Raw genomic sequence first — 19,011 nt, forward strand, 5'->3', positions numbered from 1 at the left:
GTCCCCTCGCCCTAATTTCTTACAGTGCGTGCGGAGCCTCGCGGCTCCGCCAACCGCTTACTGCGCCACAGCAGTTCCGGCCGAAGCGTAGGAATTCGCCGGATTGGACGCGAACTTCTTCTTCGCTGTCTCGATCCATGCGGTGAATTCCTGATCGCTGACGACCCGGATCGCGATCGGCATGAACGCGTGATCCTTGCCGCACAGTTCCGAGCACTGGCCGTAGAACATGCCGGTCTTGGTGGCCTTGAACCAGGTCTCGTTCAGACGGCCCGGAACGGCGTCGATCTTGATGCCGAAAGACGGGATCGCGAAGGAATGGATGACGTCCGCGGCGGTCGTCTGCACGCGCACGACCTTGTTCACGGGAACGACGACTTCGTTATCGACGGCAAGCAGGCGCGGCTGCTTGTCGGTGGCCATCAGCGAGTCGAATTCGAACGGGCCGTTGTCGGGATAGCTGTAGGTCCAGAACCACTGCTTGCCGGTTGCCTTGATGGTCAGGTCGGCTTTCGGAATATCGAGTTCCAGGAACAGCAGACGGAACGACGGCACCGCCACTGCGACCAGGATCAGAACCGGGATGATGGTCCACGCCACTTCGATCAGCGTGTTGTGCGTGGTCTTGGATGCGACCGGGTTGGCCTTGGAGTTGAACTTCATCACCACGATGACGAGAAGTACAAGCACGAACAGTGTGATGGCGGTGATCAGCCAGAGCAGGAAATTATGAAACCAGGTGATGTTCTCCATCACCGGCGTGGCAGCTTCCTGCAGCTTGAATTCCCACGGCGCGGGCTGGCCCATCACCTCTGCGAATGCAGCACCGCCAAAAGCAAGCCCGGCCCCAACAACTGCTAACCCCAGCAACCGGCGGCCAATCTGGCCCCTCGACATCCTCATGCCGCTCGCGCTCCCATATTTACTGTCGCATTTCGGCCTGTCGCCGAATTATGCCGCCCGATCCGCACCCTGCCAATTTGCCAAAACGCCCAAGTGATTGGCCTGGAGGCAGTTGTTAGAATGCGTCGAAATCTAGCCTCTCAAACCATAATTCGCGGTCTGTCGCAATGCAGGAGTGGCGCATCCCGTAATGCATTCGGCGGTATTGAACGAAGGTCGCAATTGCTGCATGAAATCAGGCATAAAGAGGCGTGCGGCAGCCGAACGGCGCTTGACAGCGGAATTGTCCGATGTAGGCACAGATCAGGCGATCGGCAGGATGCTGATTCGCGCCTGCGGGCGCTTTCGTGGCTCCGTGGATGCCTTCAAGGCGCCGTCATTGCCGTATCATTCCGTGGTCTGGAAAAATCCTCCGGACAGACAGCGTCAAGCGTGCTGCCCTGGACTACGACCACCACGTCACCGCCTAAGGAATCGACCCGGATGGGGCACTCGAAGTTGCAGCATAAACCGACCCTGAACCGCCCGGCCCACGGGATCGCAGGCTGGCGCAGGCTGGCGGTCGGTTGTCTCGCCCTGGCGGCGATCGCCGCCGTCCCGGCTACCGCCAGCGCCCAGGGTGCGGTGCGCTCCGTTCATGGCGACTGGCAAATCCGCTGCGACACCCCGCCCGGCGCCCAGGCCGAGCAATGTGCCCTGATCCAGAGCGTGGTGGCGGAAGACCGTTCCAATGCCGGCCTGACGGTGATCGTGCTGAAGACCGCCGACCAGAAGAGCAAGCTGATGCGTGTGGTGGCGCCGCTCGGTGTGCTGCTGCCGTCCGGCCTCGGCCTCAAGCTCGACAATCAGGACGTCGGCCGCGCCGGCTTCGTGCGCTGCCTGCCCAATGGCTGTGTTGCCGAAGTCGTAATGGACGACAAGCTGCTCGCCCAGCTCCGCACCGCCAAGACTGCCACCTTCATCATCTTCGAAACCCCCGAAGAAGGCATCGGCTTCCCGCTCAGCCTCAACGGCATCGGCGAGGGTTACGACAAGCTGCCATAGGCCTTGAACCCGGCAGCATTAGCCGGAACCGCGCCCTCTGTAATAGTCCAGCAATCGCCGGGCATCTTCAGACGTCCAGTCGGCCTCTCCAGCAAGATATCCCTCGACCTGCCCCGTCGTTCCGATCAGATATGAGATAGGCATCGCATAGAGGCTGAACGGAGTGTCGGGAGCGGCAACCTCGCCGGCACGCGCGACCAGTCCACCAGGGTCGATACCGACATCGAGATGTCTCAGCTTCAGGTTGCGCACGAACGAAGCGACGTCTGCGCGATCGGTGGCGATCGCGATGACCTGCAGATTTGCGCGTGTCTCGATGTCCTGAAGCCGATCAAGGATCGGCAACTCGGTCTTGCAGGCCGGGCACCATGTCGCCCAGAAATTGACCAGAACGACCTTTCCTGGAAACGCGGTCAGATCAACCGGCTTGCCAACAAGGCGAGGCACCGCAACGGACGGGATCGGCCGCGCTCCTCGGATGACAGTGAACTCATGCCGGGTGGTGCCAAAGGGCGGCGGCCCATCAGGCCGCGCATCCGCGTTGGTGCGTCCCGCGGCCAATGCGACCGTCGTGGCCAGTGCCCGTTTGAGCAGCGTACGTCGCGAGATTGGCGAGCGAGCGACAGCCCGTGCGCGGTGCGGTGTTGTCACGGTCCAGCCTCCGATGGGCATCAGATAGGGTAGCGAAGCGTGCCGCTCAGGATCGGATATAGGACCAACCCGCTTCCTGCAGCTCGATGATCCGTCCAGGCCCGCTCGGAACCATCTGGACATTGTCGATAAACGAAATCGGATGGCCCTCGCTGCGCTCCATACCGAGCTTGGTCGCTTCGCAGACCACGAAGCGAATGTCAGGGGTGAGAGCCTGGACGACCTTCAGCAGTTCCTTGACCGGCGACGTGTCCACTCGAAACATATGAATACCGGCGTTGTAAGCGACGATTTCGATCGAGAAGTCCTGCTTCGTCTCCCGGTAGTATTTCGGCAGGTTCAGCGACGTCGAAATCAGCGCTCTCATGACGGTCGGGTCGTCAGTGTTGATCTGCAGTACGAGACGATGTGCCTTGGCCGCCGCAGGCTTCGTCTCCGGCGCCCACGGCTTTGAAATGGCGGACCCCGCATCCGTCAAAGCCAGAGTGACGAATAACGGTGCCGCAAACGCCAGACCGAACGCCACCATGGCCAAGGCCTTGCCGCTATAACTCCGCATTGAAATCATCACTTGCACTCGAGCACACTGAAAGGTTCGGCTTTTTTCAACGGCAATCCGTGGATGGCTGGATGAGAGCGTGAGCGCTCGCTACCTGAGGATCATGCTGCGCTTGGCGTAAGCCACGATAGCGCTCAATGCGAGCAGCACGATCGCAGGAAGCGGTGAGCCGCCGATGACAAACACATGCGTGAAAATCGCACCGATCATGATGCAGCACAGGAGGACCGCGCCAAACGCGACCGTTGACGGAACGATGATCAGGGCCGCTCCGAAGATTTCGAGCGTGCCGGTCAGATAGCGGAACCATTGCCCAAGGCCGATATGTTCGAACTCCTCGACGAGCATCGGCACGCCGTAAAGCTTGGCAGTCCCCGCAGCGGCGAACGCAAGAGCGAGCAAGCCCCTGACGGCCCAGAGACTGATGGAGGTCCAGCGCCGCGGTGCTGAGGAGGTGACGGAAGACGATGACATGGGCAGCTCCGAAGATGGTCAAAACGGTTTCGGCGACGCGGCTGACGGCAAAGTCTGCTTCAGATCCACGGGGCGCTTTCGAAGCACAAATTTCGGCAGTAAGATGAAAAAGACAAGTAGAATGCTTTTTCTGAGATAGTATGAAAAACATGACCAATGGAAAAACAGGCGATATCGCGCTCCCCGAATGTCAGCAGGGACGGGACGTAGAAGATTTTCATCGGGCGCTGGGGATGATTACCGGCAAATGGAAATGTGAGATCCTCTGGCAACTGGTCCAGAGCAAACACCGGTTCGGAGAACTGCAGCGCGCGATTCCGAATGTGACGCAACACATGCTGACGACACAACTGCGCGATCTCGAGTCCAACGGACTCGTCAAGCGCACGGTCTTCGCCGAGATCCCTCCGAGGGTGGAATATGAAATCACGGAATCGGCGAGAGCGCTCAGGCCGGTCTTCGAGGAACTGTTCCGATGGTCGCAGGCGCATTTCTCTGCGATGCAGGCCCGATCCACGACCTCACCCGGCTCCGACGAGAGCGCAGCGCCCCTGACTCATCCTTAATCCAGAAATGGAGCGACTTACTCGCCGGGCACCAGCCCGACCGCATGACGGCGCCCGGGCTTCGATGCCGCACGCAGGCGGCGGCGCGAGAAATACAGGATGAAGCCGGTCACGGTGAACAGCGGCATCAAGGCCGCGGCCAGCAAGAACACAATGCGACCGGGCAGTCCCAGGAACGCACCGGTGTGGATGTGCAGCACCGCGGCCAAAATGCGCTCACCGAATGTCTTGTCGTTGTAGAGCTCTGCCGACACCATGCGGCCGGTCACGCCATCGATGCGGAAATCGTCGCGCGCTTCATCGAATGACGCATCCTTTGCCACCGAGCGGATACGCACGACACTGCCCGGTCCGTTCGGCACCTGCATGATCGCCATCGCATAGCGGCTGCCTTGATCAGCCAGAAACGTCGACCAGACCTTGTCGAGTGACGGAGGCGCATCGGCGGCAGGTGCTTTGGCGCCCCCCTTTGCTCCGCGCATTGCCGGCGCACTCGCAGCGGGCTTGCTCGACAGAAGCCAGGTCGCGCTGGCCTTGTACCAGTCGAACGACCACCAAAGGCCGGTGAGAATGGTCACCAGATAGACCGGCAGCAACCACGTGCCGACGACGCTGTGCAGCGACCTGTGAAACGGACGGCCGGGCATCGCCAGATTCGGCCTCAGCCAGGCCTTGATGCTGCGGACACGGCGCGGCCAGCGCAGCACCATCCCGGAGATCAGCAATACGAACAGGCCGAGCACGGCGACGCCGGTGATCAGACGGCCATAGCCATTGCCGTTGCCCGGCAGCAGCAGAAAGCGATGCAGGTTGCGCAGGGTCGCAAAGAAGCCCTCCCCCTGCATCGCCGAGACGACGCGGCCGTCATAGGGATCGACATAAACCGACGACCGCTCCCCAGTCTCGCTGCGGGCAAAGCGCATCCGCACCGCCGTGCCGGGCTCGCTCGAAAAGACAATGAGACCAACCTTGCCCGCCCCTGGCACCGCCTGAACCCGCGCCACCAGCTCATCAGGTCCGAGCACAGGTGCGGGGCGCGGATCCACCTTCGTCACATCGCGATTCAGCGCAGCGACGATTTCGTCCTCGAAGCTCAGCATGGCGCCGGTCAGACCGATCAGGCCCAGGATCAGCGAGATCGCCAGGCCGATGATGGAATGGACTTGCAGGAATGCGGATTTGGTTCGTGAGGCCATGAAAAGCGATAACTGCCAGAAGAGATTAGTCCTGCAAGGAATACCGTTCACACAGGATAGTGCTCGGAGGTCTACCGCACCGCAGCCTGAGGCGCATCGGAGCGCAGTTTGTAATAGCTCCAAGGTAGCCCCATCATGGCTGGCACGGTTGCCCCCAGAGGATCTCGCCCCGGCGATGTGCAGGCCTCCCTTTTTGTCAAAACAGCACCTATCTTGGTTTGAATCGCCTGTTTCGCCGCAGGTTACGCCATTGTAAGGCGACCCACCCCCGGGTTGTCGCTACAAATTGAAATCGTGGCCCCGCGCCTGGCGCCGGGGCCGCGCCGCTGACATTGGAGCCCGCATGACCAGCCCAGCCACTACCTCCCTGATCGACCGCGCCAATCTGGACCGCGACGAGGTTCGCCGCGAGCTGATGCGGGGGCTTCAGGGAGCTGACGATGGCGAGCTGTTTCTCGAATATAGCCAGTCCGAGGCACTCGGTTTCGACAACGGCCGGCTGAAGCAGGCGACCTATGACACCGCGCAGGGTTTCGGCCTTCGCGCCGTCAAGGACGATGCGGTCGGCTATGCGCATTCCTCCGATGTATCGATCCCGGCGCTGATCCGTGCGGCTGATGCGGTCAATGCGGTCCGTGGCGGCTATGCGGGCACCTTTGCCGCAGCGCCCTCGCACACCAATGTGCGGCTCTATAGTGACGACAATCCGCTGGACGCGCCGGGCTTCGAAGCCAAGGTCAAGCTGCTGGCCGAGATCGACGCCTATGTCCGCGACAAGGACCCGCGCGTCCGCCAGGTCTCGGTCTCTCTCGGCGCCACTTGGCAGGTGGTCGAGATCCTGCGCCCGGACGGCGAGAGCTATCGCGACATCCGTCCGCTGGTCCGCGTGAACATCTCCGTCGTCGCCGGTCAGGGTGATCGGCAGGAGAGCGGTTCCAAGGGCTATGGCGGCCGCGAGGGCTATGCGCGCTTCATCGAGAGCGGTTCGTGGCGCACGGCAGCCGACGGCGCGCTGCGCGAGGCGCTGGTGAACCTGGAATCGATCCCGGCCCCTGCCGGCGAAATGGATGTGGTGCTCGGCCCCGGCTGGCCCGGCGTGATGCTGCATGAAGCCGTCGGCCACGGGCTCGAAGGCGATTTCAACCGCAAACAGACCTCGGCCTTTGCCGGCCTGATGGGCCAGCAGGTCGCCGCCAAAGGCGTGACTGTCGTCGATGACGGCACGATCTCGTCGCGCCGCGGCTCGCTGTCGATCGACGACGAAGGCACGCCCACTAATCGCACAACGCTGATCGAGGACGGCATCCTCGTCGGTTACATGCAGGATCGCCAGAACGCGCGCCTGATGGGCATGAAGCCGACCGGCAATGGTCGTCGTCAGGGCTATGCCCATGTGCCGATGCCGCGCATGACCAACACCTACATGCTGGCCGGCCAGCGCGATCCCGCGGAGATTCTGGCTTCGGTGAAGAACGGCATCTATGCGGTGAACTTCGGCGGCGGCCAGGTCGACATAACCTCCGGCAAATACGTGTTTCAGTGCACCGAGGCCTACAAGATCGAGAATGGCAAGATCGGCGCGCCGCTGAAGGGCGCGATGATGATCGGCAACGGTCCGACCGACCTGCACCGCATCAGCATGATCGGCAACGATCTCGCGCTCGATGACGGCATCGGGACTTGCGGCAAGCACGGCCAGGGCGTGCCGGTCGGCGTCGGCCAGCCGACGCTGCGCATGGACAAGGTGACCATCGGAGGAACGGGCTCGTGACCACGGATACCGAAACCACAACCGTCGCATCGACCGCAAAGCGCTGGTCCGGCCAGCTGGCACAGATCGTCGCGATCGTCGGCATTGTCTTCGTGGCAAAGGGCGCGCTCGCCGAACCGTTCTATGTGCCCTCGGCCTCCATGGAGCCGACGCTGCTGATCGGCGATGCATTGCTGGCGACAAAGTTTCCCTACGGCTACTCAACAGCTTCGCTGCCGATTCATGTCTCCCTTCCCGAGACCGGCCGCGTCTTCGCGACCACGCCGAAGCGCGGCGATGTCGTGGTATTTCGCTGGCCCGGTGACCGCTCCCAGGTCTGGGTCAAGCGTGTGATCGGCCTGCCCGGCGATCGCGTCGAACTGCGCGGTGGTCAGGTCTGGCTCAATGGCGTCGCGACGTCGGTGAAGGCCGACGGCATCGGTGCCGCGGAAGACGACAGCGGCGGCTCCGAACCGGCGCATCGTTATGTCGAAACCCTGCCCGGCGGCGTGTCGCATCCGATCTTCAAGCTGCGCGACAACGGCCGCCTCGACAACACGCCGGAAGTCGTCATTCCCCCCGACCATCTGTTTGTGATGGGCGACAACCGCGACAACTCCGCCGACAGCCGCGTGCCGGTCAGCCAGGGCGGCGTCGGCCTGCTGCCGATGGATAACCTCGTCGGCCGGGTCGACGCCATCGTCGGCTCATGGGATCTCGGCGTGCGCAACCAGCCAGTCGCCAACTGGCTATCGGGCTTCCGCATGGCACGGTTCTTTACCGGGGTGCATTGAGCGCCGCGGCAACAGCTCAGAAGTAAGCAATCGCGCGGCCGCATATGGCGACTGCGAACCAGATGGCGATTGATGCCAGCGCGCCTTGCCGCGCGCCCGCAGGCATCGGTGACAGCGGCGGCAACGCGGCGATCCTCGGCATGATGATCGCCTCAACCCAGACGACATTGAGCAAGCCCAGCGCGATCAGAGCCGCCTTGATCTGAAACACGCGGTTCAGCACCACATGACTCGCTTCGGCGGTGAACAGAATGCCGCCGGTGAGCACGAGGCCGAGAAATCCGGCAATGGCAAAACGGCGCGCCCTGCGCAGCAGCGGACCAGGCGCCGTTGCAGCTAACCCGCCCGCGAGCCGGACATCCATCACCGCAATGGCACCGGCGAAGAATATCAGCGCGACGATGTGACCGATATTGGCGGACATATAGAGCCAGCGCGATTGCCGGATCGCAGCGCCAATTGCGGACGCTTCCATCGCCATGAAGATCGCGGGTGCGCCCTCAGTCATGAGCCGGCGCTATCGCAATTCGTAGGTCTTGCCGTCCACGGTGATGCGTTCGGCGCGCATCTCGTCCTTCTCGACGGTGGATGGATAGCCGAAGGCCGAGACGGTCTTGCCGACAGCCACGATATCGGCAGACGCCCCGCGCGCCGTCATGCGGGAGGTCGGCGCAAGAGTGACAGTCCAGGCCTTGTCGGCCCCCTTGATCACGATCGTCGCGTGCGGGTTCTCGAATTTGCTGTTTTCGACAGGACCGTTCACGGTGACCGGATTGGCAGCGTCGTAGCTGCCCCAACCGTGATGGGCGACGGCGGCGACCGTCGTAACAGCAATCAGTAATCCAGCGCATGTCAGTGCGGGCAGGAGACGCGTCATGGCTCAACTCCCTTTATTGCTGGAATGCTACCTCACAACGCCCGAGATGAAACCCGGTTTTCGCCGCGGCGGCTTGATATCGTTCTTCAGGAAGCAGCGCGCATTCTTGCCGGCATAACCGGGCCGCGCAAAGGTCCAGGCGCGGCATTTATTGTCGCCCTGGCAGGCATCGCGGCAGGCATCGCCGTGTTCGGCCTTGTCGTCGTTCTTGATCTCGAACGAACGATAGTCGCCGCCAAAGCGATCTGTCGAGGTTTCCACCGGACCTGTGCGCGGCTCGATGACGCCGGCGCCACGCACGCCGGAGACGCAGCAATAGCTCTCGACCCGCGGCGGCACCTTGTCTTTCAGCCAGCACACCGCGTTTTCGGAATTGTCGCTCGGATAGTTGAAGCTCCAGGCACGGCACTTCTTGTCGCGCTCGCAGATCAGCGCGCATTCGGCCGGATCGCCGGACAGTGAGACCGAACGCGAATAGTCACCGCCGGGACGATCGAAATTGGTTTGCGCCTGAGCAGGCGTAACGGCTGCGACCAACAGCATGGCGAGGGCTGTCAGACACGCTCTGAACAGGTTCCTCGGCATGCAGGATGACTTTCAGCGGTTTGCAAACGGCGTAAGAAGGACGCCATTGGAACGCCGGTCACCTGTACCGCTGATGAACGGATTTTCAGCTTCGCCAAGCCGCTGATCTAGAAGCAGTATTCCTTATAGGCGGGCGCCACCGAGCCACCCCAGGCGCCATGGAACCTGTCGAGCATCTGCTCGGCCGGAGTCTTTCCGGAATCCAGGATCCGATCGAGTGCCTCCAGATGGTGGGACTCATCGCGGCCGTGCGCGTCGAGCTTGCCGCGCCGGCGCAGGCCGCCATGGGCGAGCAACAGACACTCTTTGGCGATTTCGAACAGATACCGATCCTTGATCTTCGCCTTGAAGCCCAACTTCGGCACATCGTCGCGCAGCGCCTGTCGCTCCGCCGCAGTCCAGTTCTTGACGATATCCCAGGCCGCATTGAGGGCGCTGTCGTCATAAAGCAATCCGACCCAGAACGCCGACAGTGCCGGCAAACGATCCGACGGCACGCCATCGGCGCCGCGCATTTCGAGATAACGCTTCAGGCGGACTTCCGGGAAAATCGTCGAAAGATGATTGGCCCAGTCCGAGAGAGTGGGACGCTCGCCGGGTATCTTCTCGTTCTTGCCCGCAAAGAAATCGCGGAACGACGAGCCCGACACGTCGATGTAAGTGTCGCCGCGCTTGACGAAATACATCGGAACATCCAGCGCGTAATCGACCCAGCGCTCGAAGCCCATGCCGTCTTCGAACGCCCACGGGATCATGCCGGAGCGGGCATTGTCGGTGTCGCGCCAGACTTCGGACCGGAACGACAGGAAGCCGTTCGGCTTGCCCTCAGTGAACGGCGAATTGGCGAACAAGGCGGTCGCGATCGGCTGCAGCGCAACGGAAACGCGCAGCTTCTTGACCATGTCCGCTTCGGAGGAGAAGTCGAGATTGGTCTGCACCGTGCAGGTCCGGTACATCATGTCCAGACCGTACTGGCCCACTTTGGGCATGTAGTTGGTCATGATCTTGTAGCGCCCCTTGGGCATCACCGGAATCTGCGCGCGTGACCAGGAGGGCGTAAGACCGAGACCCAGAAAGCCGATGCCGAGCGGCGTCGCCACTTCGCGCACCTGCGCCAGATGCGCCATCAGTTCGGACTGCGTCTGGTGGACTGTCTCCACCGGCGCGCCCGACAATTCAAACTGGCCGCCGGGCTCGAGCGAGATTGCACCGCCGCCGGTGACGTCATAGAGGCCGATGATATTGCCGGCTTCCATGATCGGCTCCCAGCCGAGCAGATGCTTCATGCCGTCGAGCACCGCGCCGATGCCGCGCGGGCCTTCGTAAGGCACGGGATTGTGACCGGCGAGCGTAAACGGCGTCTTCTCGTGTTCGGTGCCGATGCGGAATTCCGATGGCGGCTTCACGCCCGCCGCCAGCCACGCCACGAGTTCGTCGCGCGACTGCAGCGGCGTCATATCGATTTGGTCACGCGCCATGGAAATTCCGAATGAAAGGCGCTGCAATCTGTTGCGCGCGGTGTCGGGAACGCCCGCGGCCCGTGCGGGTCGCGAACGCAGGCAAAAATTTAAGGTTCATCGCGCCGGCGCGGCGTCTCTGGCGGCCGGCGATGTCACTGTCGATGCCGCTTCTTGGCACGCGCAGCCGAGCCGGTCGAGCAGGCCGCACAGTTTTGCTGCATCTGCGTCGGACAGTTTCGAGCCGACATGTTTCTCGATCGCCGTTGAATAGGCGCAGCCCATCTTCTTGTGCAACTCGCGCCCGGCAGCCGTGATCTCGACGAACAGGCCGCGCTTGTCCATCTTGCATTCGCGGCGTGCAGCTAGGCCTTCGTCGACCAGACGATCGATCAGCCGCGATGTCGAATATTGCGGTATCAGCATCTGCTTTTCGAGCTCGACCGGGCGCATCTCGCCGGTCGGCGAGCGCGACAGCTCGGCCAACGCGTCGTACCATGCGAGCGGCGGAAAACCGGCGCGCTTGAGGTCCTGCTCGACGCCGTCCAGCACCCGGCTCTGGATTCGCATCAGGCGGATCCAGGCGGCTGTCGCCTCGGTGGAAGGTTTACGTTTCATGGCTCAGTCCAAATGGTGGCGGCACCCTAGCCCACTTGATGCAGCTGCATCAATCTTGACTCGTTCATGCAAATGCATTTAGTCACCCGCGTGGTTAAACCAATGTCTTCAGGGAGGAATTTTCGATGAAGCTGTATTATTCGCCAGGCGCCTGTTCGCTCTCGCCTCATATCGCACTTCTCGAAGCTGGCCTGCCTTACGATCTCGTGAAGGTCGACCTCAAAGCCAAGAAGCTGGAAAATGGCGACGACTATCTCGCCATCAACCCCAAGGGCCAGGTGCCAGCCCTCGGCCTCGACAGCGGAGCGCTCGTGACCGAAGGTCCGGTTATCGTGCAGTACATCGCCGACCAAGCTGCTGCCAAAAATTTGGCGCCGGCCAATGGCAGCGATGCACGCCGCCAGCTGCAGGAATATCTTGGCTTCATCAACGGCGAGCTGCACAAGAACTTCAGCCCGTTGTTCCAGCCGGTGTTCGATGACGAAGTGAAGGGCTTCTTCAAGACCCGCCTGATGGGCAAGTTCAAATATCTCGATGGCCAGCTCGCAGGTAAGGACTACCTGCTGGGCAAGGATTTCAGCGTCGCTGACGGCTATCTGTTCGTCATGCTGAAATGGGCCGACCGGATGAGCATCGATCTCTCCGAATTCAAGAACCTGATGACCTACAAGGACCGCGTCGCTGCCCGCCCGCAAGTGCAGGCCGCGCTGGAGAAGGAAGGCCTGATGAAGGCGGCGTAAGCTGCTGGCATCGCGCTGAAATACGAAAGGGCCGGATCAATGATCCGGCCCTTTTTGTTTGTGTTGGATGCCGCGTTGATCACCACATGATAGACTTGGCGCTGTCGTCCCCTCTCCCCTTGCGGGAGAGGGTTAGGGAGAGGGGTGGCCGCAAATCGCGACGCCCGAGTTCTGGGCACCCCTCTCCCCGGCCCTCCCCCGCAAGGGGGGAGGGAGCATTACGGTCCGTGCTATCGACTACGCCGCCGCGAGCTTCTTCGGCGGGAAGCGGCCGTAGAAGGTCTCGCCCTTGGCGGCCATCTCTTCGAGCAGCTTCGGCGGCGTGAAGCGGGAGCCGTATTTGGCTTCAAGCTTGTGGCAGAGCTCGACGAACTTCTTTGTGCCCATGAAGTCGATATAGCTCAGTGTACCGCCGGTGAACGGCGCGAAGCCGAAGCCGAGGATCGAGCCGACATCGGCTTCGCGCGGATCGACGATCACGTGATCCTCGACGGTACGGGCAGCTTCCACCGCCTGCACCACCAGGAAGCGCTGTTTCAGCTCCTCGACATCGAGCGTATCGGGATCGACCGGTTTCGGCAGCAACGGCGCGATGCCCTTCCAGAGCGCTTTCGAACCCTTGCCCTTCGGCGGATACTCGTAGAAGCCCTTGCCGTTCTTGCGACCAAAGCGCTCCTGCTTCTCCACCATCTCGACAATCAGCTTCTTCTGCGCCTGATCGACCGCCTGCGAACCCAAATCGGCTTCGGTGGCCTTCATGATCTTCAGCACCAGATCGAGCGCGATCTCGTCCGACAGCGACAGCGGGCCGACCGGCATGCCGGCCATCTTGGCGGTGTTCTCGATCATCGCCGGCGGCACGCCCTCGAGCAGCATTTCAAGGCCTTCGGCCGTGAAGCGCAACACGCAGCGATTGGCGAAGAAGCCGCGGGAGTCATTCACGACAATCGGCGTCTTGCCGATGACGCGGACGTAGTCCAATGCGGTGGCGAGCGCGACATCGCCGGTGTTCTTGCCGACGATGATCTCCACCAGCATCATCTTCTCGACCGGCGAGAAGAAGTGAATGCCGATGAACTTGGACTGGTCGGAGAACTCTTCGGCCAGCGAGTTGATCGGCAGCGTCGAGGTGTTGGAGGCGATGATCGCGCCTTCCTTCAGCAACGGCTGCACCTTCTTGTAGATCTCGGCCTTCACGGCGCGATCCTCAAACACGGCCTCGATGACGAGATCGCAGTCCTTGATGACGTCGAAGTCAGCGGTTGCAGTGATCTTCGCCATCAAAGCGGTCTTGTCGGCCTCCTTGGCGCGGCCCTTGGCGATCAAGCCATCGATGGCCGCGATGCAATGACCGAGGCCCTTGTCGGCGCTGGCCTGATCGCGATCGATCAGCACGACGTCCATGCCGCCGCGTGCGGAGACGAAGCCCACGCTCGCACCCATGAAGCCGGCGCCGATGACGGCGAGCTTCTTGACCTTGGTCGGCGGCACGTTCTGCGGACGACGCGCACCCTTGTTGAGCTCCTGCATCGACAGGAACAGGCTGCGGATCATCGCCGCCGCTTCCTTGGTCTGCAGGATATGCGCGAACTGACGGGACTCGACGCGGAGCGCCGCATCCATCGGCAGCTGCAGGCCTTCATAGACGCACTGCATGATCGCGCGGGCCGCCGGATAATTGTCGAAGGTCTCGCGGCGATAGATCGCGTTACCCGCGGGGAACATCATCATGCCCTGCTTGGAATAGACGGGGCCGCCGGGCAGCTTGAAGCCCTTCTCGTCCCAAGGCGCGACGGGTTTGCCGCCAGCCTTGATCCACTCCTTCGCGGCCGAGATGAGATCGGCTGATGGCACCACCGCGCCGACGATGCCCATCGCCTTCGCCTTGACGAGATTGATCGCTTCGCCCTTGAGCAGCATCTGCATCGTGTCTTGCGGCTGCAGCATACGCGCGAGGCGCTGGGTGCCACCGCCACCTGGGAACAAGCCGACCTTGATTTCAGGCAGACCCAGACGCGTCTTCGGATTTTCCGCAGCAACGCGATAGTGGCAGGCCAGCGTCAGTTCGAATGCGCCGCCGAGCGCGAGGCCGTTGATGGCCGCGACCCATGGCTTGCCGGAGGTCTCGATCTTGCGCAGCGTCAGCGATAGCTTGCGGCTCTCGTCGAACAGCATCTGCTGCGCGGCTTCCTCGCCCTTGGCAGCCCTGGTCTCGGCAAACACCTTGCCCATGCCTTCGAGCATCGACAGATCGGCACCGGCCGAGAAAGCTTCCTTGCCGGAGGTGATGACGACGCCCTTCACGGCGGCATCCGCAGTGGTCTGATCGACGATCGCGCCGAGTTCCTCGATGGTCGCGACGTCGAGCACGTTCATCGAACGGCCGGAGATGTCCCAGGTGACGAGCGCGATGCCATCGGCGTCGGTCTCAACCTTGAAATTTTTGAAGGTCATGTTGGCCGCTCCTTACACGCGTTCGATGATGGTGGCGGTGCCCATGCCGCCGCCGATGCAGAGGGTGACGAGGGCCGTCGATTTGTTGGTGCGCTCGAGTTCGTCCAGCACGGTGCCGAGGATCATCGCGCCGGTGGCGCCGAGCGGATGGCCCATGGCGATGGCGCCGCCGCAGACATTGATTTTCTCATTGTCGATATCGAAGGCCTGGATAAAGCGCAGCACCACCGAGGCGAAGGCTTCGTTGAGCTCGAACAGATCGATGTCCGACAGCTTCATGCCGGAACGCTCCAGCACCTTCTTGGTGACGTCCACCGGACCGGTGAGCATCATCGCCGGCTCGGAGCCGATATTAGCGAAGGCGCGAATCTTCGCGCGCGGCTTCAAGCCCGCCTTCTTGCCGGCCGCCTCGCTGCCGAGGAGCACGGCGCCAGCGCCATCGACGATACCCGACGAGTTGCCGGCGTGATGGAAGTAGTTGACGCCTTCGATTTCCGGATGCGACTGGATCGCCACCGCATCGAAGCCGCCCATCTGCGCCATGGTCACGAAGGACGGCTGCAGCGCGGCCAGTGACTGCATCGTGGTGGACGGACGCATATGCTCGTCCTTGGCCAGAATGGTGAGGCCGTTGATGTCCTTCACCGGAATGACCGAGTTCTTGAAGCGACCTTCGTCCCAGGCCTTGGCAGCGCGCTGCTGGCTCTGCACCGAATAGGCATCGACGTCGTCGCGGGAGAACCCGTATTTGGTCGCGATCAGATCCGCCGAGACGCCCTGCGGCATGAAATAGGCGGGCACAGCGATCGAGGGATCGACCGGCCAGGCACCACCAGCCGCGCCGATACCGACGCGGCTCATGCTCTCAGCGCCGCCGCCGATGGTCATGTCGTGCTGGCCAGACATGATCTGCGCCGCGGCGAAGTTCACAGCGTCGAGGCCGGAAGCACAGAACCGGTTGATCTGGATGCCCGGAACGTCGTTGCCATAGCCGGCCGACAGCGCAGCCATGCGCGCGATATCGCCGCCGGCCTCGCCGACCGGATCGACCACGCCGAGGATGACGTCATCGATGGTGCCCGGCTGCAGGTTGTTGCGCTCCTTGAGCGCCTTCAGCGGTGCAGTAGCGAGCGCCAGCGCGGTCACCTCATGCAGCGAGCCATCGGCCTTGCCGCGGCCGCGCGGCGTGCGAACGTGATCGTAGATATATGCCTCGGGCATTCATTCTCTCCCGGTTGTCGGATAGTTGATCTATCGGCTCGTCATTGCGAGGAGCACTTGCGACGAAGCAATCCAGTCTTCGCTTTTGGCTTTCTGGATTGCTTCGCTGCGCTCGCAATGACGGCGTGTGTTGGTGATGACGGAGTACTTATTAATCTCAGAACGCTTCCGCAGGAAGCTCCATCGTCGTCGCGCTTCCGGTCTGGATGCGGGCGAGATGGAGTGCGGTTTCGGGCAACATCCGCTCCATGAAGAAGCGGCCGGTGACCAGCTTGGTCGTCAGATAGGGTGTCGCGCCATCGGCGGCAATCTTGTCCTGCGCGACCTTGGCCATCTTCGCCCACATATAGGCGAAGGCGGTGAGGCCGAACAGCTGCATGTAATCGGTCGCGCCGGCACCGGCGTTATCGGGCTTCATCATGGCATTGTTCATCAGCCACATGGTCGCCTGCTGCAGATGACCCAGCGCATTCGAGAGCGGATCGATGTAAGGCTTCATGGCTTCGTCAGCGCCATGCTCCTTCGCAAATGCGCCGACCTCACCGAAGAACGCCATCGCGGCACGGCCGCCATCGCGCGGCAGCTTGCGGCCGACCAGATCGAGTGCCTGGATGCCGTTGGCGCCTTCATAGATCATGGCAATACGCGCGTCGCGCACGAACTGCTCCATGCCCCATTCGGCGATATAGCCGTGGCCACCGAACATCTGCTGCGCTGAGACCGCGTTGGCAAAACCGCCATCGGTGAGCACGCCCTTCAGCACGGGCGTCATCAGGCCCATATGATCGTCGGCAGCCTGACGCTCCTTCGGATCGTCGGAGCGATGCGCGACGTCGCTCTTCAGCGCGGTCCACACCACCATGGCACGGGCGGCTTCGTTGAAAGCGCGGATGGTGAGCAGCGTGCGGCGCACGTCCGGATGCACCATGATCGAATCGGCCGGCTTGTCCGGCGACTTCGGCCCCGTGAGCGAACGGCCCTGCAAACGGTCCTTCGCATAGGCGACCGCGTTCTGATAGGCGACTTCGGACTGCGCAAGGCCCTGCACGGCAACGCCGAGACGGGCTTCGTTCATCATCACGAACATGCCCTGCATGCCCTTGTTCTCTTCACCGATCAGCCAGCCGGTGGCGCCGTCGTAATTCATCACGCAGGTGGAATTGCCGTGGATGCCCATCTTGTGCTCGATCGAGCCGCACATCACGCCGTTGCGTGCGCCGATCGATCCATCGGCATTGACCATGAACTTCGGCACAACGAACAGCGACACGCCCTTGATGCCGGCTGGTGCGCCCTCGATGCGGGCCAGCACCAGATGGATGATATTGTCGGCAAGGTCGTGCTCACCGGCCGAGATGAAGATCTTGGTGCCGGAAATCTTGTAGCTGCCGTCCGCCTGTGGCGCGGCCTTGGTGCGCAGCAGGCCCAGATCCGTGCCGCAATGCGGCTCGGTCAGGTTCATGGTGCCGGTCCATTCGCCGGCGACCATCTTGGGCAGGAACATCGACTTCTGCTCGGGCTTGCCGTGCACGATGAGTGCTGCGGTCGCGCCCATGGTAAGGCCGCCATACATCGAGAACGCCATATTGGCGGAGATCTGGAATTCGGCGACGGTCTGCGACAGCGTCACCGGCAGACCCTGACCGCCGAATTCAGCGGGAGCCGAGAGACCGAGCCAGCCGCCCTCCGCGACCTGCTTGTAGGCTTCCTTGAAGCCTTTCGGCGTCGTCACGCTGCCGTCGTCGTTGCGCTTGCAGCCTTCGAGATCGCCGACACGATTCAGCGGCTGCAGCACTTCTTCGCTGAGCTTGGCGGCTTCGCCCAGAATCGCTTCGCGCACATCGGCGGACGCGTCAGCAAAGCCGGGCAGATTGTTGTAGCGATCGAACTGAAACACGTCGTTGAGCAGGAAGCCGACGTCTTCGAGCGGGGCTTTGTAGCTGGGCATGGAATTCTCTCGGTTTGAATTCGATTGATCGGATGATACGGCGCCGCCGTGTCAGATTTACGCAATTGTTATCGGAGATGAAGCAAGCGGCTGGCGGCTCATTGCCGCGCCAATTCCTCGCCCATCAACCGGTGCAACAGGTTGATGGCCTTGAGCGGCCTGACCATCACCTTGAAGTGGGTAATGCGCCCATCATCGGCGAAGGTGATCATGTCGACGCCATTGATTTTGATGCCTTCGATCTCGTTCTCGAATTCGAGCACCGCGCCGTTGTCGCTGCGCCATTCGCCTTTGTAGGCGAAGCCGGGGCCACCCAGCACTTTCTCTGCAGTCGTCAGATACTTGAACACGATCTCACGGCCCCGCTGCGGCGCATGCACGACCGGGCTTTCGAACACGGCGTCCGGATGCAGCAGGTCCCACAGCATCGCCCGATCATGAGACCGCATGAAGCTGTACCATCTATCGAGGCCGCTCACGCTCATCGGCTCTCCCTCCCGCATCGGGCACTGTTCGGCCAGTGCCGCTCCATACACTTCTGCATGGACGTTAACGCCAGAGCGTGGATTTCGTCAATACACATGTGTATGGTCGGGGAATGGATGACCAACTGACCAAAGACCGCCTGACGCGCTCGGCCTGGCTCGACCACGGGCTGAGGATCCTCGCGCGGCAAGGCGCCGACGCGCTGAAGGTCGGCGCACTGGCCACCGGCCTAAACGTGTCACGCGGAAGTTTCTATTGGCATTTCAAAGACATATCTGAATTTCGACTACAGCTTCTGCAGCGCTGGCAGGAGCGGACGACCGATCAGGTGATCGAGGGGATCGACGCCTCGGTCGCTGGCGCCGCACGTCTGACCCACCTGATGAAGCTCGCTTTCAACGAAGATCGCAGCCTGGACCGTGCCATCCGCGCCATGGCCTCGACCGACACAGACGTCGCCAAAATGGTCGCCTCGGTGGATGCGAGGCGGGTCGGCTATATGGCGAAATGGTTGATTGAGGCCGGGGTGGAAAGCCAGCGGGCACTGCCCCGCGCCGAGTTTCTCTATTGGGCCTATATCGGCCAGTCCGCGGTGATGGATCCGCGCCACAGCGCCATCACCGAACTGGATGTCGACGATTTGAGTGCGCTGTTTACGCGCTGACGCCAAAGTCAGAGACATCCGATC

The 19,011-nt window shown here is 62.1% G+C and carries 20 protein-coding genes; 6 read left to right on the forward strand and 14 right to left on the reverse strand.

Features of this window, described 5'->3' with window-relative positions; translation table 11 throughout:
• Nucleotides 1–57 precede the first annotated feature (57 nt).
• Entirely contained in the window at nt 58–903 is an 846-nt protein-coding gene (gene coxB, locus AB7951_RS25570) for a cytochrome c oxidase subunit II (RefSeq protein ID WP_120288166.1), read from the reverse strand.
• Nucleotides 904–1,386: 483 nt separating this feature from the next.
• Between coxB and AB7951_RS25575 the strand changes: the two genes are divergently transcribed.
• A complete protein-coding gene (locus AB7951_RS25575) occupies nt 1,387–1,947 on the forward strand; it encodes an invasion associated locus B family protein (protein ID WP_439062079.1) in 561 nt (186 codons plus the stop codon).
• An 18-nt stretch (nt 1,948–1,965) separates the two neighbouring features.
• Here AB7951_RS25575 and AB7951_RS25580 read toward each other — a convergent pair whose 3' ends face one another.
• From AB7951_RS25580 to AB7951_RS25590, 3 genes are all read right to left on the reverse strand, one after another.
• Nucleotides 1,966–2,598 (reverse strand): TlpA disulfide reductase family protein, encoded by a 633-nt coding sequence (locus AB7951_RS25580; protein ID WP_439062078.1) that lies wholly within the window; start codon nt 2,596–2,598, stop codon nt 1,966–1,968.
• A gap of 46 nt (nt 2,599–2,644) precedes the next feature.
• Nucleotides 2,645–3,157 (reverse strand): DsrE family protein, encoded by a 513-nt coding sequence (locus tag AB7951_RS25585; RefSeq protein WP_120288164.1) that lies wholly within the window; start codon nt 3,155–3,157, stop codon nt 2,645–2,647.
• Nucleotides 3,158–3,247: 90 nt separating this feature from the next.
• Nucleotides 3,248–3,631, reverse strand: a complete 384-nt coding sequence (locus AB7951_RS25590; protein WP_120288163.1) for a DoxX family protein — start codon at nt 3,629–3,631, stop codon at nt 3,248–3,250.
• A gap of 149 nt (nt 3,632–3,780) precedes the next feature.
• Here AB7951_RS25590 and AB7951_RS25595 point away from each other — a divergent pair, with 149 nt between their 5' ends.
• Nucleotides 3,781–4,197: a winged helix-turn-helix transcriptional regulator gene (locus tag AB7951_RS25595; RefSeq protein WP_120289072.1), complete on the forward strand. Its 417-nt coding sequence runs from the start codon at nt 3,781–3,783 to the stop codon at nt 4,195–4,197.
• A 17-nt stretch (nt 4,198–4,214) separates the two neighbouring features.
• On the opposite strand, the gene AB7951_RS25600 is transcribed toward AB7951_RS25595, so the two are convergent.
• The gene (locus AB7951_RS25600; protein WP_120288162.1) at nt 4,215–5,393 is read right to left on the reverse strand and encodes a PepSY-associated TM helix domain-containing protein; all 1,179 of its coding nucleotides are present in this window, start codon (nt 5,391–5,393) and stop codon (nt 4,215–4,217) included.
• Between the two features lie 343 nt (nt 5,394–5,736).
• On the opposite strand from AB7951_RS25600, the gene tldD reads away from it, so the two are divergent.
• Together tldD and lepB are read left to right on the forward strand one after the other, a co-directional pair.
• Complete coding sequence (gene tldD, locus AB7951_RS25605; protein ID WP_120288161.1) at nt 5,737–7,164, forward strand: metalloprotease TldD; 1,428 nt, start codon at nt 5,737–5,739, stop codon at nt 7,162–7,164.
• Complete coding sequence (lepB, locus tag AB7951_RS25610) at nt 7,161–7,937, forward strand: signal peptidase I (RefSeq protein WP_120288160.1); 777 nt, start codon at nt 7,161–7,163, stop codon at nt 7,935–7,937. Before tldD ends, lepB begins: the two co-directional genes overlap by 4 nt.
• Before the next feature lie 16 nt (nt 7,938–7,953).
• Here lepB and AB7951_RS25615 read toward each other — a convergent pair whose 3' ends face one another.
• The 5 genes from AB7951_RS25615 to AB7951_RS25635 all read right to left on the reverse strand — a co-directional run bounded on the left by AB7951_RS25615 (nt 7,954) and on the right by AB7951_RS25635 (nt 11,474).
• On the reverse strand, nt 7,954–8,445 hold the full coding sequence (locus AB7951_RS25615) for a hypothetical protein (RefSeq protein WP_120288159.1): 492 nt from the start codon (nt 8,443–8,445) through the stop codon (nt 7,954–7,956).
• A 9-nt stretch (nt 8,446–8,454) separates the two neighbouring features.
• On the reverse strand, nt 8,455–8,814 hold the full coding sequence (locus tag AB7951_RS25620; RefSeq protein WP_120288158.1) for a DUF6152 family protein: 360 nt from the start codon (nt 8,812–8,814) through the stop codon (nt 8,455–8,457).
• Nucleotides 8,815–8,841: 27 nt separating this feature from the next.
• A complete protein-coding gene (locus AB7951_RS25625) occupies nt 8,842–9,357 on the reverse strand; it encodes a PAN domain-containing protein (RefSeq protein ID WP_116664682.1) in 516 nt (171 codons plus the stop codon).
• A gap of 149 nt (nt 9,358–9,506) precedes the next feature.
• Complete coding sequence (locus tag AB7951_RS25630; RefSeq protein WP_120288157.1) at nt 9,507–10,877, reverse strand: glutamate--cysteine ligase; 1,371 nt, start codon at nt 10,875–10,877, stop codon at nt 9,507–9,509.
• Between the two features lie 96 nt (nt 10,878–10,973).
• Nucleotides 10,974–11,474, reverse strand: coding sequence for a MarR family winged helix-turn-helix transcriptional regulator (locus AB7951_RS25635; RefSeq protein ID WP_068732586.1), 501 nt, complete (start codon nt 11,472–11,474; stop codon nt 10,974–10,976).
• A 125-nt stretch (nt 11,475–11,599) separates the two neighbouring features.
• Here AB7951_RS25635 and gstA point away from each other — a divergent pair, with 125 nt between their 5' ends.
• A complete protein-coding gene (gstA, locus tag AB7951_RS25640; protein WP_120288156.1) occupies nt 11,600–12,214 on the forward strand; it encodes a glutathione transferase GstA in 615 nt (204 codons plus the stop codon).
• Between the two features lie 237 nt (nt 12,215–12,451).
• Here gstA and AB7951_RS25645 read toward each other — a convergent pair whose 3' ends face one another.
• The 4 genes from AB7951_RS25645 to AB7951_RS25660 form a co-directional block, all read right to left on the reverse strand.
• Entirely contained in the window at nt 12,452–14,668 is a 2,217-nt protein-coding gene (locus AB7951_RS25645; RefSeq protein WP_120288155.1) for a 3-hydroxyacyl-CoA dehydrogenase NAD-binding domain-containing protein, read from the reverse strand.
• Between the two features lie 12 nt (nt 14,669–14,680).
• On the reverse strand, nt 14,681–15,889 hold the full coding sequence (locus AB7951_RS25650; RefSeq protein WP_441256083.1) for an acetyl-CoA C-acetyltransferase: 1,209 nt from the start codon (nt 15,887–15,889) through the stop codon (nt 14,681–14,683).
• 157 nt (nt 15,890–16,046) lie between these two features.
• Nucleotides 16,047–17,837, reverse strand: a complete 1,791-nt coding sequence (locus AB7951_RS25655; protein ID WP_093761684.1) for an acyl-CoA dehydrogenase C-terminal domain-containing protein — start codon at nt 17,835–17,837, stop codon at nt 16,047–16,049.
• A gap of 98 nt (nt 17,838–17,935) precedes the next feature.
• Entirely contained in the window at nt 17,936–18,322 is a 387-nt protein-coding gene (locus AB7951_RS25660) for a nuclear transport factor 2 family protein (RefSeq protein ID WP_120288154.1), read from the reverse strand.
• Between the two features lie 77 nt (nt 18,323–18,399).
• Between AB7951_RS25660 and AB7951_RS25665 the strand changes: the two genes are divergently transcribed.
• On the forward strand, nt 18,400–18,987 hold the full coding sequence (locus AB7951_RS25665) for a TetR/AcrR family transcriptional regulator (RefSeq protein ID WP_349636628.1): 588 nt from the start codon (nt 18,400–18,402) through the stop codon (nt 18,985–18,987).
• Nucleotides 18,988–19,011: the final 24 nt, after the last annotated feature.

Origin of the sequence: Tardiphaga sp. 285_C5_N1_2, assembly GCF_052076065.1 — a bacterium.
Classification (GTDB): domain Bacteria; phylum Pseudomonadota; class Alphaproteobacteria; order Rhizobiales; family Xanthobacteraceae; genus Tardiphaga; species Tardiphaga robiniae.